The 15,776-nt window shown below is 71.2% G+C and carries 11 protein-coding genes and 1 pseudogene; 5 read left to right on the plus strand and 7 right to left on the minus strand.

Annotation, left to right across the window (positions count from 1 at the left end; translation table 11 throughout):
* The first annotated feature begins 192 nt into the window (after positions 1–192).
* The 3 genes from FREUN1FDRAFT_RS11520 to disA all read left to right on the plus strand — a co-directional run bounded on the left by FREUN1FDRAFT_RS11520 (position 193) and on the right by disA (position 4,035).
* Positions 193–954 (plus strand): hypothetical protein, encoded by a 762-nt coding sequence (locus FREUN1FDRAFT_RS11520; protein ID WP_006540209.1) that lies wholly within the window; start codon positions 193–195, stop codon positions 952–954.
* 382 nt (positions 955–1,336) lie between these two features.
* A complete protein-coding gene (radA, locus tag FREUN1FDRAFT_RS11525; RefSeq protein ID WP_035951323.1) occupies positions 1,337–2,809 on the plus strand; it encodes a DNA repair protein RadA in 1,473 nt (490 codons plus the stop codon).
* Between the two features lie 146 nt (positions 2,810–2,955).
* Positions 2,956–4,035, plus strand: a complete 1,080-nt coding sequence (gene disA / locus FREUN1FDRAFT_RS11530; RefSeq protein ID WP_006540211.1) for a DNA integrity scanning diadenylate cyclase DisA — start codon at positions 2,956–2,958, stop codon at positions 4,033–4,035.
* A 164-nt stretch (positions 4,036–4,199) separates the two neighbouring features.
* Here disA and FREUN1FDRAFT_RS11535 read toward each other — a convergent pair whose 3' ends face one another.
* Positions 4,200–7,301 carry an FAD-binding and (Fe-S)-binding domain-containing protein gene (locus tag FREUN1FDRAFT_RS11535; protein WP_006540212.1) on the minus strand — a complete coding sequence of 1,034 codons (3,102 nt, stop codon included), beginning with the start codon at positions 7,299–7,301 and terminating at the stop codon, positions 4,200–4,202.
* Positions 7,302–7,457: 156 nt separating this feature from the next.
* Here FREUN1FDRAFT_RS11535 and FREUN1FDRAFT_RS11540 point away from each other — a divergent pair, with 156 nt between their 5' ends.
* Both FREUN1FDRAFT_RS11540 and FREUN1FDRAFT_RS11545 read left to right on the plus strand, forming a co-directional pair.
* Complete coding sequence (locus FREUN1FDRAFT_RS11540) at positions 7,458–8,276, plus strand: 2-keto-4-pentenoate hydratase (RefSeq protein WP_006540213.1); 819 nt, start codon at positions 7,458–7,460, stop codon at positions 8,274–8,276.
* Positions 8,277–8,366: 90 nt separating this feature from the next.
* Positions 8,367–9,326 (plus strand): A/G-specific adenine glycosylase, encoded by a 960-nt coding sequence (locus FREUN1FDRAFT_RS11545; protein WP_006540214.1) that lies wholly within the window; start codon positions 8,367–8,369, stop codon positions 9,324–9,326.
* A gap of 85 nt (positions 9,327–9,411) precedes the next feature.
* Here FREUN1FDRAFT_RS11545 and FREUN1FDRAFT_RS46155 read toward each other — a convergent pair whose 3' ends face one another.
* From FREUN1FDRAFT_RS46155 to pstS, 6 genes and pseudogenes are all read right to left on the minus strand, one after another.
* Positions 9,412–9,753 (minus strand): winged helix-turn-helix domain-containing protein, encoded by a 342-nt coding sequence (locus tag FREUN1FDRAFT_RS46155; protein ID WP_006540215.1) that lies wholly within the window; start codon positions 9,751–9,753, stop codon positions 9,412–9,414.
* A 241-nt stretch (positions 9,754–9,994) separates the two neighbouring features.
* A pseudogene (locus FREUN1FDRAFT_RS46160) lies at positions 9,995–10,165 on the minus strand (DNA-binding response regulator); the annotation flags it as partial.
* Between the two features lie 203 nt (positions 10,166–10,368).
* Positions 10,369–11,145, minus strand: a complete 777-nt coding sequence (pstB, locus tag FREUN1FDRAFT_RS11560) for a phosphate ABC transporter ATP-binding protein PstB (RefSeq protein ID WP_006540217.1) — start codon at positions 11,143–11,145, stop codon at positions 10,369–10,371.
* 131 nt (positions 11,146–11,276) lie between these two features.
* Positions 11,277–12,338, minus strand: coding sequence for a phosphate ABC transporter permease PstA (gene pstA / locus FREUN1FDRAFT_RS11565; protein ID WP_006540218.1), 1,062 nt, complete (start codon positions 12,336–12,338; stop codon positions 11,277–11,279).
* Complete coding sequence (gene pstC, locus FREUN1FDRAFT_RS11570; protein WP_006540219.1) at positions 12,335–13,594, minus strand: phosphate ABC transporter permease subunit PstC; 1,260 nt, start codon at positions 13,592–13,594, stop codon at positions 12,335–12,337. Before pstC ends, pstA begins: the two co-directional genes overlap by 4 nt.
* A gap of 191 nt (positions 13,595–13,785) precedes the next feature.
* Positions 13,786–14,901: a phosphate ABC transporter substrate-binding protein PstS gene (gene pstS / locus FREUN1FDRAFT_RS11575; RefSeq protein ID WP_006540220.1), complete on the minus strand. Its 1,116-nt coding sequence runs from the start codon at positions 14,899–14,901 to the stop codon at positions 13,786–13,788.
* Between the last annotated feature and the right edge of the window lie 875 nt (positions 14,902–15,776).

Raw genomic sequence — 15,776 nt, forward strand, 5'->3', positions numbered from 1 at the left:
GGCCTGGGTCTCGCGGGTGGCACGGGTGCGCTTCCGGTGTGCCATGGACTTTCCGCTGGTCGGATGTGTCCGCGGCCACACCGGCGCGCGCCGGCCGCTGCGGATCCCCGCAACGGCCACCTGACCGGTCACGACCGTTCGGCACCGACGCGCAAGGCGCGCCGGTCCCTGCGCAGGAGGAGCCACCGAGCCGTGAGCCGCCGTCTGGGTGCTCGTTCCGCGATGTCCACCTTCGAGGGGACGTCGCCCGCCGAAGCCACCGACACCAGTGGTCCGCTGCACACCACGGCCGGGGCCGACGTAACCGTTGGTCTCCGCAGCCGTGCGCGTCGACGGGCCATCGTCACGTCATCTCTCGCCGCGGCAGCCATCGCCGCGTCCGCCCTCAGCGGGTGCGCCTCCGGGACGGACGCACTCACCAACGCCGCCCGCACCACGACCAACTCGGTGAGCGGGGCCGTCGGCTCCGTCACCCTGCGGAACGTGTACGTGGCAGGCCCCGCGGACAAGGGCGACAGCGCGCAGATCATCTCCGCGGTGTTCAACGGAGGCGCCGAGGACGACAGCCTCATCAATGTTTCCTCTCCGTCCGCGAGTGGCGGTACCGCGCCGTCCCCGTCGATCATTCGACCCGGCGGCGGCAACATCTACATCGCCAACGGGTCCGCGCCGACGCTGACCGGCCTCACCGAGGATCTGGTGGTCGGCGACGAGATCCCGGTGACGTTCACGTTCGCCAAGTCGGGCAGCGTCACGCTCGACGTTCCGGTCGAGAAGCCGGCCCCCGGCGCCTCGGCCGCGGCGACCGCGCCCACCACGCAGGCCACCACCGCCGAGCCGACCGCCGCCGCGACGGCGTCCGCCGGGGCGACCTCGACCGAGCTGCCCGCCACCGGGGCCACGTCCGCCGCGGCGTCCGCACCGGCGAGCACCGAGGCGACGCCGGCCCGCTGATCCACTGGTCCGTCCAACCCGGCCCGGGGTCAGTTCGAACCGGGTCGTCGGACCGGCGTCCTGCGCTGCTTCCACGCAAGAGTGGAGGCTTCTGGTCGCTGGAGAGCTCGTCGCAGAATCTCGAGCATCGGGCTTCCGCTGCCACCGCTGCCGCCGAGCAAGAAGTGAGGACCCTGGCTGCTGCAGCAACCGAAATCCTCACTTCTTGCTGCTTGTCGAGCGCCCCCATTTCCTATTTGCCCTTATTTGGCGAGAATTTCTGGTGCTGTGCGGCGGCCCGAGGCGGAGGCTGTGACGGGGCCGACGGGGCCGACGGGGCCGGTGGGGCCGGTGCAGGGCTGTGTGACTCGGGCTGTCGGACCTGGCGGCTACCGTGACCGTCATGTCCTCTGTTGGTCCCACGGGGCGCCCGGCTGGTGGTCTCGGGCGGGCGTCGTCCCGGAACGGCGCGAGCTCCCGCAATCCCGCCGGCGGCTTCCGCTGTTCCGCGTGCGAGGCGGAGGCGGTCCGGTGGGCCGGCCGCTGCCCGCGTTGCCAGGCCTGGGGCACGCTGGAGGCGCAGGCGTCCGCCCCGCGAAAGCCCGGTGCGCCGATGGGTGGGCTGGGCGGTTCGATCCGGCTGGGCGCGGCCGCGCCGGTGACGGCCCCGGCCACGCCCGTCACCGCCGTCGACGTGACGGCTGCCCGCAGGCGCCCCACCGGCATCGGCGAGCTCGACCGGGTGCTGGGTGGCGGGCTCGTCCCCGGCGCGGTGATCCTGCTCGCCGGCGAGCCCGGCGTGGGCAAGTCCACCCTGCTGCTGGAGGTCGCCGCGCGCAGTGCCGCGGCGGGGTCCCGTGCACTGGTCATCACCGGTGAGGAGTCCGCCGCCCAGGTCCGGCTGCGGGCCGGTCGCACCGGCGCGCTGCATTCGGATCTGTGGCTGGCCGCGGAGACCGATCTCGGTGCGGTGCTGACGCACGTCGAGGAGGTCCAGCCCGCCCTGCTCGTCGTCGACTCGGTCCAGACGATCTCGTCGGCGAGCTTCGACGGCTCCGCCGGCGGGGTGACCCAGGTGCGTGAGGTCACCGGGGCCCTGATCCGCACCGCGAAGGCCCTGGGGCTGGCGACCGTGCTCGTCGGCCATGTCACCAAGGAGGGCGCGGTCGCCGGTCCGCGGCTGCTGGAGCACCTGGTGGATGTCGTCCTGCACTTCGAGGGCGAGCGGCACTCCACGCTCCGCCTCGTGCGCGCGGGCAAGAACCGGTACGGCGCCGCGGACGAGGTCGGCTGCTTCGAGATGCATGACTCCGGCATCCGTGAGGTCGCCGATCCCAGCGGGCTGTTCCTTTCCCGCTCGGGCGGGGCGGGGCCGACCTCCGTGCCCGGCACCTGCGTCACCGTGACCGTGGAGGGCCGCCGGCCGCTGGTCGCCGAGGTGCAGGCGCTGGTCGCCGAGGCGTCGGCGCAGGTCCCGCGGCGCGCGGTCTCCGGGTTGGACGCGGCGCGGGTGGCGATGATCCTCGCCGTGGTGGAGCGGCGGGCGCGGGTCCGGTTCGGGCGCGCCGACGTCTACACCGCGACTGTCGGAGGTGTCCGGCTCGCCGAGCCCGCCGCGGACCTGGCGGTCGCGCTGGCCACCGTGAGCGCGGCGCGGGACCGTCCGTTGCCGGGTGATCTGGTCGCGATCGGCGAGGTGGGCCTGGCGGGCGAGGTCCGGGCGGTCGGCGCGATCCGTCAGCGCCTGGCCGCGGCGGCCCGGCTGGGCTTCCGGCGCGCGCTCGTCCCGACCGGTTGCGGTGATCCGCCGGACGGGTTGTCCGTGCAGGAAGTACCGGACCTTATCGCGGCCATTGCTCACATGTACGACGAATGAACATGATTTGCAATTGCCGGATATGGTGAGATGGCGCCGTGGCTGCGCTCATCCAGACGAGGCCTACCGATACCATCGCAGGTGACGAGCACGACACGACGGGGGCGTTCGACGGTCAGGACGTCGAAGAACAACGAGGGAGCCTGATGGCAGGAGCACCCGGGGATGACATCTTCCGGGCGACACTCGCCGCGGTCGCGCCCGGAACTCCGTTCCGTGATGGTCTTGAGCGCATCCTGCGTGGTCATACCGGAGCACTGATCGTGCTCGGCCACGACAAGGTCGTGGAGGGCCTGTGCACCGGCGGGTTCGAGTTGGACGTGGTGTTCTCCGCCACCCGCCTGCGCGAGCTGGCGAAGATGGACGGCGCGATCGTGCTCTCGTCCGATCTCACCCGCATCGTGCGGGCCGCGGTGCATCTGGTTCCCGATCCGACGGTCCCCACCGAGGAGTCCGGCACTCGGCACCGCACCGCGGAGCGGGTCGCCAAGCAGACCGGCCTCCCGGTGATCTCCGTCAGTCAGTCGATGCACATCATCGCCCTCTATGTGGTGGGCCGCCGCTATGTGCTCGACGGGGCGGCGGCGATCCTCTCCCGCGCCAACCAGGCGCTGGCCACACTTGAGCGTTACAAACTGCGACTCGACGAGGTGGCAGGCACCCTCTCCGCACTGGAGATCGAGGATCTCGTCACCGTCCGCGACGCCATCTCGGTGAGCCAGCGGCTGGAGATGGTGCGCCGGATCGCCGACGAGATCGAAAGCTACGTCGTCGAGCTCGGTACCGACGGCCGACTGCTGTCGTTGCAGCTCGAGGAGCTGATGGCCGGCGTCGAGACGGAACGTGAGCTGACCGTCCGCGACTACCTGCCGGTCGGCTCACGTGCGGGCACGGCGGCTCAGGTCCTCGCGGAACTGTCGGCCATGTCCCCGACGGACCTGCTGGACCTCACCGTCATCGCCCGGGTGATCGGCTTCTCCGGAGGAGCGGACATCCTCGACCGTCAGATCAGCCCCCGTGGCTACCGAATGCTGGCCAAGGTGCCGCGGCTGCCCCGGATGGTGGTCGACCGGCTCGTCGACCACTTCGGAACCCTGCAGAAGCTGCTGGCCGCCGGGGTGGACGACCTGCAGGCGGTGGAGGGTGTCGGCGAGGCGAGGGCCCGCGCCGTCCGCGAGGGCCTGTCCAGGCTTGCCGAGTCGAGCATCCTCGAACGCTACGTGTAGCCCGGCCGGCCGTCTTCTTCACCGGCCGGGCCGCCGCTCCGGCCCGCAGGCCGGATAATTTCCGTCACCACTTCTCAGGATCATTGTTCTCGCGGACGGAAATCCATTTTCCGGGCTCCCGAGCTTCCGAGACATTCCTGTGGTCCGCTATGTGGCATCGACCATCAGCCATTCGACGCGAGCCCTGAGGCCCTCCCAGGCGGCGGCCCGGTCTCGTCGTCGGCATCGCCGGCCCGCAACGCCGCGACAAGCAGCTCGGCCAGATGCACACCGTGGCGCCCGGTCAGCGAGTCCAGCTGGGTCCGGCACGAGAAGCCGTCCGCCAGCACCGTTGCCTCGGGTTTCGCGCGCACGGCCGGCAGCAGCTGCTGCTCGGCGACCTTCACCGAGATGTCATGGTGCCCGCGCTCGACGCCGAAGTTTCCAGCCAGGCCGCAGCAGCCGCCGAGCTGCTGGACGTCGGCACCCGCGCCGGCCAGCAGCCGCGCGTCGGCCGACCAGCCGAGGACCGCGTGGTGGTGGCAATGCGGCTGTGCGATCAGCGGTCCCGCCGCCGCGAGCGGCGGTGGCTGGTAGCCCGGCGTCGACTCGAGCAGCTCGGCCAGGGTGCGGACGGCGCCCGCCACATCCTGTGCCTCGGGCGTGGCCAGCAGCTCGACGGAGTCCGTCCGCAGTGCCGCCGTGCAGCTCGGCTCGACGCCGACGACCAGCCGGCCGGCGCGGACATGCGGCAGCAGCTCGGCAACAGTGCGTGTCATCTGCCGGCGCGCACCGGACAGCTGCCCGGTCGAGAACCAGGTGAGCCCACAGCAGACCTGACGGTCCGGCAGCCGCACCGCCCAGCCGGCCCGTTCCAGCACCTCGACGACGGCGTGCGCGGCCGATGGGCTGAAGTGGTTGGAGAACGTGTCCACGAAGAGTACGACCTCGCCCCGTCGACCGGCCTCGCCGGCGTCCGTGCGGGTTGGCGGAGTTCGTCCGGCTGACCGGGCGGATGACCGGGCGGATGACCGGAAGGTGCGCGTCGCCAGCCGTGGCAGCTCGCGACGCCGGTCGATGCCGGCCAGCCAGGCGCCTGGCGGGCGCGCCCAACCCCAGCCCGCCACCGTGTTCAGCACGCCTGCCGCGCCCGGCACCGCCGCCGCCAGCCGCAGCCAGCGCGGCAGCCAGCCGAGCAGGTAGTGCGCGCGGGGCCGCAGCCGGTGACGGTACTTCTGGTAGAGCGCCTCCGCCTTGTAGGAGGCCATGTCGACGCCGGTCGGGCAGTCGGACGCGCAGCCCTTGCAGGACAGGCAGAGGTCGAGTGCCTCGTGCACCTCCGGCGCGGCAAGCCCCGCCGGCCCGAGGTTCCCGGCCACCGCGTCCTGCAGCGCGCGGGCGCGCCCCCGGGTGGAGTCCTTCTCCTCCCGGGTGGCGAGGTAGGACGGGCACATGACATTGCCGGCTCCGCCGGGCCCGGCTATGCAACGACCCACCCCGGTGCAGCGGTGCACGGCCATGGACAGGTCGCCGCGGTCGTCGTGGTAGGCGAGCGCGAGCCCGTCACGGCGCGGCCTGGCGGCGGCGACGCGGATGTCGGCGTCGACCGGTGCCGGATCGACGATCACCCCGGGGTTGAGCAGGTTGTCCGGGTCGAACAGCGCCTTGACCCGGCCGAACAGATCGATAGCCGCCGGCGAGTACATGAGCGGCAGCAGCTCGCCGCGGGCCCGGCCGTCGCCGTGCTCGCCGGACATCGAGCCGCCGTGCGCCGCGACCAGCCGGGCCGCGTCGAAGAGGAACTCACGGAACCGGGCCCTGCCGTCGGCGCGGTCGAACGGGAAGTCGATGCGGATGTGCACGCAGCCGTCACCGAAGTGGCCGTAGGGCACCCCGGTCAGCCCGTGGTCGTGCAGCAACGCGCGGAACTCGCGCAGGTAGCCGCCGAGGCGCTCCGGCGGGACCGCGGCGTCCTCCCACCCGGCGTGCGCGGGCGTTCCGTCGGCGGTCCGGGCCACCAGACCGGACCCGTCCTCCCGGATCCGCCAGAGCCGGGCCATCTGCGCGGCGTCGGTGATCACCCGATGTTCGAGCGCGCCGGCCTCGGCGGCCAGCGCACGAGCCGTCTTCCCCAGTGCGCCGGGATCGTCGCCGGCCAGCTCGACGAACAGCCAGCCGTCACCGCGCGGCAGCGGCGGGACGCTCGACGCCCCGCGGCCGCGACGGACCACGTCGACAATGCTGACGTCCAGCCCCTCGCAGGCCACCGGCCCGAACGGGAGGATGGCCGGCACGGCGTCGGCCGCGGTCTGCATGTCCGGGTAGCCCAGCGCCACCAGGACGCGGTGCGCCGGGTCGCGGACCAGCCGCAGCTGCGCCGCGAGCACGACCCCGAGTGTGCCCTCGCTGCCCACCAGGGCGCGGGCGAGATCGAAGTGCCGTTCCGGCAGCAGGTGCTCCAGCGAGTAGCCGGACACCTGCCGGCCGAACCGGCCCAGCTCGGTGCGCACCACGGCCAGCGAGCCGCCGATCAGCTCACGCAGCTCACCCACGACCCGCGCCTCGCCTGACGCACCCGACGTCGCGGTCGCGAGGGTGCCGCAGGCAAGGCGGTCCCCGGTGCCGGTGACGAGGTCGAGGCCCAGCACGTTGTCCGCGGTCCGGCCGTAGCCCAGCGCCCGCGAGCCGCAGGCGTTGTTGCCGATCATCCCGCCGATCGTGCACCGGTTGTGCGTCGACGGGTCCGGGCCGAACCGCCAGCCGTCCGGGCCCACCGCCCGCTGCAGCGCTGCCTGCACGATGCCCGGCTGGACGGTGGCTGTGCCGGCCTCCGGATCGGCGTCGAGCAGCTGGTTCATGTGCCGGTAGAAGTCGACGATGATGCCACTGCCCACGGCGTTGCCGGCGATCGACGTACCCGCGCCGCGGGACGTCACCGGAACGGACAGCGCGCGGGCGACGTCCAGGGCAGCCAGTACCTCGTCGGCGTCACGCGGGCGGACGACGATCCGCGGCTGGACCCGGTAGAGGGACGCGTCGGACGAGTACAGCGACCTGGTCAGCGAGCTGTCATCGAGATCACTGACACCGGCGCGGCGCAGCGCGGCACGTAGCGCCGGCCCGTCAGGCCCACCCGGCCCGTCAGGCCCACCTGGCCCGGCGGCTCCGGCCGGCCTGTCAGGCCGGCCACCCCGCATCGTCTCGGCGAGCACCGCGCGCACCAACGTCTTCTCCCCCGCTCTCACGACCACGGGTACAGGCCGAGCACGCCGCACATCCTGCAGCATCGAGGTCTCGGCTGCTACATACGCCGAGGCGCTGGAGGACGGCCTGCGCTCCGGGGAGCGCTGACGCCCAGCGCTGACGTTCGGGCAGCGAATGTTACTGACGATCACAATGGAGGCTTGGACCGGAGACACCGCACCGACGCGTCAGGAGATCCGATGACCGGCTCGAACGGCACCATCGCCGCTGCCAGCGCCGACAGCGCGGTGACGCGGGTGGCCGCGGTCCTCGCCGAGGCGGAGCGCACCGGGCAGCCGTGTCCTCCGGTGCGCACGCAGCTTCCCGCCGGCGACATCGCCACCGCCTACGCCGTCGCGCAGCACAACGTCGACGCGGCGCTGGCCGCCGGCCGCCGCCTGGTCGGCCGCAAGGTCGGGCTCACGTCGCCCGCGGTGCAGCGCCAGCTCGGGGTGGACCAACCCGACTGCGGTGCGCTGCTGGCGGACATGGCGGTGCCGGACGGCGGCGAAGTGCCGTCCGGGCGGCTGCTGCAGCCGAAGATCGAGGCCGAGGTCGCCCTCGTCCTGGGCCGCGATCTGCCAGCCGGTCCGTACACCGTCGCCGACCTCATCAGCGCCTGCGACTACGCGCTGCCCGCGCTGGAGATCGTCGACAGCAGGGTCGCCGGCTGGGACATCACCATCGTCGACACCGTCGCGGACAACGCGTCCAGCGGGCTGTTCGTCCTGGGTGGCCGGCCCGTCCGGCTCACCGACGTCGACCTTCGCGAGGTCACGATGACGCTGCGCGCAGGGGAAGAGGAAGTCTCCCGTGGCTGCGGGACCGACTGTCTCGGCGGGCCGCTGAACTCCGCGGTCTGGCTCGCGAGCACCCTGCACGAGCTGGGCATCGCGCTGCGGGCCGGCGACATCGTGCTTACCGGCGCCCTCGGCCCGATGGTTCCCGTCACCCCCGGGTCCGCCTTCGAGACCACGATCAGCGGCCTCGGCTCCGTCCAGGTCTCCTTTGCGGCCTGACCCGCCTTCAGGGACCTGACCGCGGCATCTGGAGGCATCCCGCCGATCAACCGGCGCCTGGCCCCAGGCCCCCGCCGCGTGGATGGCACGATGGTGTCGATGACGACATCGACGTCCATGACCGCGACGGCGGGCGAGACGGTCACAGTCCAGGCGCGCACATACCAGCCGCCGCCCGCCGGCCCCGCGCTCGCGGACCTGGCCGTGGACTGGTTCGGCGCCCACGCCCGGGAGCTGCCGTGGCGCCGCCCGGAGGCAGGTCCGTGGGGGGTGCTCGTCAGCGAGATCATGCTGCAGCAGACCCCCGTGCACCGGGTCCTGCCGGTCTGGGAGACCTGGCTGCGGCGGTGGCCCACCCCCGCCAGCCTCGCCGCCGAACCATCCGGCGAGGCCGTGCGGGAATGGGGGCGCCTCGGCTACCCGCGCCGCGCGCTGCGGCTGCATCAGGCGGCGGGCGCCATCGTCGAGCGGCACGGCGGCGCCGTTCCCGACCAGCTGGACGACCTGCTGGCCCTGCCCGGCGTCGGCAGCTACACCGCCCGGGCCGTCGCCGCGTTCGCCTTCCGGCAGCGCCACGCGGTGATCGACGTCAACGTCCGGCGGTTCGTCGCCCGGGCGGTGGAGGGCACCGCCGCCGGCCCGACGGCGGTGTCCCGGCGGGACCTGGAGCTGGTCGCGGACCTGCTGCCGGCGGATCCGGAGACCGCGGCCCGGGCCAGCGCGGCGTTCATGGAGCTGGGTGCGCTGGTCTGCGTCGCGCGGGCGCCCCGCTGCCCGGCGTGCCCCGTCCAGGAGCACTGCGGGTGGCTGGCCGCCGGCAGCCCGCCCTCCGACGCCCCGGCGCGACGTCCGCAGGGGTACGCCGGCACGGATCGGCAGGTCCGCGGACGGCTGCTGGCGGTGCTCCGCGACGCCACCGGGCCCGTCGAGCAGGAGCTGCTCGATCAGGTGTGGGACGAGCCCGTCCAGCGCGACCGGGCCCTCGCCGGGCTGCTCGCCGACGGTCTCGTCGTGCGGTGCGCGCCAGGCGTCTACGCGCTTCCGACCTGAGCCGGAGCTCTGCGCTCCGGAATTCTCAGCTCCGGCGTGCTCAGCTCCGGAATTCTCGACTCCGGCGTGCTCAGCTCCGACGTGCTCAGCTGGGGTGGGCGCGGAAGCGGTAGCCGATGCCGCGGATGCTCTCGATCAACGGCGGCCGGGTCTCGCCGAGCACTCGTCCGGTCGACCGGCCGGCGGACGGCCCTGCCGGCGACTCGGGGGCGCTCTGATCTCCCAGCCTGCGGCGCAGTCTGCGGACATGCACGGCCAGCGTGTTGGGGTCGGTGTCGGGCGATCCCCAGACCTCGGTGAGCAGCATCTCCCGGGTGACCACCCGGCCGGCGTGCCCGAGCAGCAGCCGCAGCAGCCGGAACTCCCGCGGCGGCATGTGCACGGTGCGGCCGTGGACCGTCACCTCGTGCGCGTCGACGTCCAGCACGACCGGGCCGGAGCGCAGTACCTCGGAGCGCTCGATGGCCGACGGGACGGCTCCGGTTCCCGGCCCGGTCGAGGCCGCTGCACCCGCCCCCGCCCCGCCCCGCCCCGCCGACGGTGCCGGTGCCGGTGCCGGCGGCCGCGATCGGTCCCGCGCCCAGGCCCGCCGGCCCGCCCACGGCACCGACCATGGCGAGAACCTCGTGGATCCGGAAGGGCTTGCCCAGACAGACCGTCGCCCCGGCCTCGAGGGCGGCCGCCGCCTGCTCACGCTCATCCGGGCCGACCGCGAACAGGATCGGCGTGGTGGTGCGGGCCTGCGCGGAGCGGACCGTCCGGACCACGGTCACTCCATCGACAACCGGAAGGTTCGCGGTGAGAAGCACCGCGGACGGTGCGAGGCGCCCGATTTCCACCAGCGCCAGCGCCCCGTCCGCGACGACGGCGACCTCGATCCCCTGGTCCCGCAGCGCGGGCAGCAGCTCGTCGTCCGCCTCGCTGTCCGCGATGAGCAGCAGCGGACGGCGGCCGAGATCGGGCTCCGCCAGGATCGGCGCGCCGGCCCCCAGGGAGCCGGCCGCCGCCTGTGCTTCCGCGGATCCGGGAACCCCGGAGGGCCTCAGCCGAACCGCCCGGAGATGTAGTCCTCGGTCCGCTTCTCCTTCGGATTGCTGAAGATCTGGGACGTGGTCGAGTACTCCACGAGCCGCCCCGGATCCCCCGTCTTCTCCAGGGAGAAGAACGCGGTCGTCTCGCTCACCCGGGACGCCTGCTGCATGTTGTGGGTGACGATGACGATGGTGTAGCTGGACCGAAGCTTCTGGATGAGGTCCTCGATCGCCAGCGTGGAGATCGGGTCAAGCGCCGAGCAGGGCTCGTCCATCAGCAGCACCTGCGGTTCGACCGCGATGGCACGGGCGATGCACAGCCGCTGCTGCTGGCCGCCGGACAGGCCCGCGCCGGGCCGGTTGAGGCGGTCCTTGACCTCGTCCCACAGGTTCGCGCCCTTCAGCGACTCCTCGACCCGCTCGTCGAGCAGCGACTTCTTGCGCACGCCGTTGAGCTTCAGGCCCGCGATGACGTTCTCGTAGATCGACATCGTCGGGAACGGGTTGGGGCGCTGGAAAACCATTCCGACGTTGCGGCGCACGTTGACCGGGTCGACGCCGGGACCGTATAGGTCCTCGCCGTCCAGGAGCACCTTGCCCTCCACCCGGGCTCCGGGAAGGACCTCGTGCATACGGTTCAGCGTCCGCAGCACGGTCGACTTCCCGCACCCGGACGGCCCGATGAAGGCCGTGACGCTCTTCGGTTCGATCGTCAGGTTCACATCGGCTACGGCCTTGAACTTCCCGTAGTAGGCGGTCAGGCCCGAGATCTCGATACGGGTGGCCATTGCTACCTCGACTCAGCTGGTTGTGCGGTCGGTCGGTTCGTTGCTTTCGGTGGATTCGGCGGTGCTCCGGATACCGGCAGAGCCCGGGCTGATTCCGGGCTCCCCGGGCGGGTGACGGCGCTCATCAGGGGCTACTTGACCTTCGCACGGCTCGCCACGAACCGAGCGATCAGATTGAGCAGCATGATGATGATGATCAGGGTGAGTGCCGCGGCCCAGGCCCGGTCGATGGCGACCTGCTGGGGCTGCCCTGCCTGCGAGTAGATGTACAGCGGAAGGGCCGACTGCTCACCGTCGAACGGGTTCATGTTGATCGAGTTGTCACCGAACACCGTGAGGAGCAGCGGAGCCGTCTCACCGGCGACACGAGCGACCGCCAGCATCACACCGGTCACGATTCCGGGCAGCGCGGTCGGAACCACGATCTTGAGAATCGTCCGCCAGCGGGCCACACCGAGCGCGTAGCTGGCCTCCCGCAGTTCGTCCGGCACGAGTTTCAGCATTTCCTCGGCCGAGCGCACGACCACCGGAACCATCAGGATCGTGAGGGCGAGCGAGCCGGCGAAACCGGTGAACGGCTGGCCGAGCGCCAGAATCCAGAAACCGAGGACGAACAGACCGGCGATGATCGACGGGAGACCCGTCAGCACGTCGACGAAGAAGCTGATCACCCGGCTGATCCGGCCCGTGCCGTACTCGACGAGGTAGACGGCGACGAGCAGGCCGAAGGGCACCGCCATGAGGCTGGCGAGCCCGACCTGCTCCAGCGTCCCGATGATCGCGTGGTAGATACCGCCGCCGGCGTCCCGCGCACCGATGCCGCGCATCGAGTGCGTCAGGAAGTCCATGTCGAGGCGCTTGGCACCGCGCTCGATGACGGCCACCAGCACCGCGACCAGCGGGATGAGGGCGAGCAGGAAGGACCCGTAGACCAGCGTCGTGACCAGGCGGTCCCGCGCGCGCCGGGCACCCTCCACCAGGACGGAGGCGACGGTCTGGCCGATCGAGAACAGCAGCAGCACGATCAGGACGAACTGGATCCGGCTGTGAATGGACGTCACCAGGTAGAGCAGCGCCGTGAGGGCCACCGCGCCGACCGCGATGGCGCCCAGGACGGGCGTCCGAAGCGTCTGCCCACGCAGGTTCAGCGACTGGTGCCCGGCCGGGGCGGCCGGCATGGTCGTGGCCGTCATGCCGCTCGGCCCGAGAACTCGCGACGCCGCGCGATGACGGCCCTAGCAATCATGTTGACCACCATTGTGACGACGAACAGCACAAGACCGGACGCGATGAGCGCGCCGCGGCCGATGTCGTTGGCCTCGCCGAAGCCGTTCGCGACGTTCGCCGCGATCGTGTTGCCCGCCGGCTTCAGGATGTTCCAGGAGATGTTGAAGGTGGAGGGAAGAACCAGGGCGACCGCGATCGTCTCACCCATCGCGCGGCCCAGGCCCAGCATGGAGGCGCTGATGACACCCGGCTTCCCGTAGGGGATGACCGCGGTCCGGATCATCTCCCAGCGGGTCGCGCCGAGTGCGAGCGCGGCCTCCCGGTGGGTGATGGGAACCTGCAGGAAGACCTCACGGGAAAGCGCCGCGATGATGGGAAGAACCATGATCGCGAGAACCACGCTCGCCAGGAAGACCGACCGGCCGACCGAGCCCTCGCCGACATCGAACAGCGGGATCCAGCCGAAGTAGTCGTTCAGCCACATCTGCGTCCCGTTGAAGTGCGGGGCGAGCACGAGCAGGCCCCAGAGGCCGTAGATGACGCTGGGCACCGCCGCGAGCAGATCCACGACGTAGCCGAGTGCGGAGGCCATCCTGCGGGGCGCGTAGATGGTGATGAACAGAGCGATGCCGACCGCCACCGGAATCGCGATGGCGAGCGCGATGACCGCGGAGAGCAACGTGCCGAACAGAAGCGCCGCCACACCGAACACGGGCGGCGTGTCGTTCGCCCCCCACGTCTCGGTGGTGAAGAAGTTGCCCTCGTTGGCGCTCAGTGCGTCCCAGGCACGCAGCACCAGGAACAGCGCGATCAGCCCGATGAGAACCAGCAGGCCGATGCCCGCCGTCCTGGTCAGGTTCTTGAACAGGGTGTCGGCCAGGCCGATCTTCGGCTTGGCGCCAGGCTCCGGCGAGATCTCGCGGGGGGTGAGGTCCCCCTTTGTCTCGCTGACCGGCACGCTCTCGCGGACCGCCGCGCTCACGCTGGCTGCCGTTCTGTCGCTGGAAGCCGTGCTATCGCTGGCCGCGGCGGTCTCGCTGACCGCCTCGCTCTCGCTGACCGCCTCGCTGACCGCCTCGCCGGGTGTCACGTCGGTGGACACCTCGTCGGGCTTCTCAGCGGTCGGCTGCGCGGGAACGCTCGGCTCCGTCGCGGCCGGGGTGGTCTGAGAACCGGTCCCCCGTGTCCCGGCGTCTGCCGGGCTGTCCGGCTCCGTCGTCATCCCTACCTACCTCGACTCTTCCTCCCTCAGGGGTCGACGCACGAATCACGGCCCGGAAACGGTGATCGACAACCGATGACCAGTGACCGCGGACCCACGACGGCCCGGAGAACCACGGCTTCCGCGGCCGGGGCGTCAGGGCCCCGGCCGCGGAAGTGATGTGCTGTTAGAGCGTCACGCCGGGATGTTGATCAGGCGATCTTCTCGATGACGGCGCGCACCTTCGTGGCGATGCTGTCCGGCAGCGGCGCGTAGCCGAGGTCCGCGGCGGCGCTCTGACCCTCCTCGGAGGCGGTGTAGGTCAGGAAGCTCTTCAGCAGCGGCGCGGCGGCGGCGTCGTTGCCGGCGGTGCACACGATCTCGTAGCTGGCGAGGTAGATCGGGTACGCACCCTTGGTGGCGGTGGCGTAGTCGAAGGTGAGCTTGAGGTCGTCACCGTCGGCGACCTTGGCGGTGCTGATACCGAGCGACGCGCCGTCGGTGCTCACCGCGACGAACTCGCCCGCCGCGTTGCCGACCTGGGCCGTGGACAGGCCCGCGTTCTCGGCGTAGGAGAGCTCGACGTAGCCGATCGCGTTGGCGGTGGACTTGACCGTGGAGGTCACGCCGTCACTGCCCTTGGCGCCCTGGCCGCCGGGGGCCTTCCAGTCGGAGCCGCCCTCGAAGTTCCAGTCGGCCTTGGCGGTGCCGAGGATGAACTTCGTGAAGTTGTCGGTCGTGCCGGAGCTGTCCGAGCGGTGCACCGACTGGATCGCGGCGTCGGGCAGGGTCGCGCCGCTGTTGTCGGCGGCGATCGCCGGGTCGTTCCACTTGGTGATCGCGCCGGAGAAGATCTTGGCGACCGTGGCCGGCTTCAGCTTCAGGTCCTTGACGCCGTCAAGGTTGTAGATCAGCGCGATCGGGCCGACGACCATCGGGATGTCGGCCGCGACACCGCCGGTGCAGCGCTCGTCCGCCTTGGTCTTCTGGTCATCCTTCAGCGCGGAGTCGGAACCCGCGAAGGTGACCTGCTTGTCGATGAAGTTCTGGCGACCCTGGCCCGAGCTGGAGGACTGGTAGTTGATGGTGGCGCCACTGCACTCGTCCTGGTACGCCTTGACCCATTCGTCCATCGCGTTCTTCTGCGCGGACGAGCCGCCGCCGGTGATCGAACCGGTGGCACAGTCGATCGCGCTCTTGGTGGCCGACGAGGACGGCGCAGTGCCCCCCGCCTCCGGCTCGCTGTTGTCGTCCGAGCCACACGCGGCGAGTGAGAGCAGTGCCGCGGCGGCAAGGCCCGCGACTACCTGACGCTTGCCTAGGTTCACGAGCAATCCTTCGTCTTCGCGCCTCGCGGCGCCGATCTGGTCCCGCCCCCCGTTCGGGGTGCCGGCGAGAATCGAAGCGAGGCCGGATGAACGAACGGTGAACGTCGGCGAACATGAACCGCACTCCAACCGGAACACATTCGGTGCACCGAACTGCCCGTCCCATCAGGTGTGCCGCCACCCGCACCGCAGGCACCAAAGGTAGTTGGGCGACGACTCGGTGCCACGATCGTCGACCCTCCAGCGCTTTGGCGACCCGTCCGGTCGGACTTCCCGACACTCACATCACGCACCAGCAACACCGCGCAACAGCGCCAACCCGACAGTGGGACCCGCCGCCGGCACACACTGGACGTCCTTCCTGTGATGGAAATCACTTTCAATGCGACCCCGCCGACGAGCCCAGGTCATCCAGGCGCACACCGAATTCACTACTGCGAGCGCCGAGCTCGTGGGCCGCGGCCACCTCCCGTTCACGAGACCACGGCCAGACACGATCCGCTGCACACTGCCCACAACCCGTAGCGAACGGATCAATCGGACGTCTGATCACGCAGGTGAACGGGACCTTCGCCCTGCGTCACCAGACGTCCGGCTCTGACCACAGATAGGCCCTTGCCTTCCTCGCCGAGCCATCGTTTGCTACAAAGCAAGAGATCGGTAGCTGACAGCATTGGGTCGCGCCCGAAGAGTCATCGGGTCGCATCCACTGAGTCGGGGAGGTGTTTTCAGGTGCGCCCGGAAACACGCCAAGTGGTCAACGACCCAGCGCGACCCGACGCTGCACGGCGCAGCACAGCAGCGCAGCACGGCCACGACACAGGGCATCCCCCGCGGAACCCCCAGCCCCGCTGGTGAGACCCCACGCGTGCCGC

The sequence above is a fragment of the Parafrankia sp. EUN1f genome (assembly GCF_000177675.1).
GTDB lineage: Bacteria > Actinomycetota > Actinomycetes > Frankiales > Frankiaceae > Parafrankia.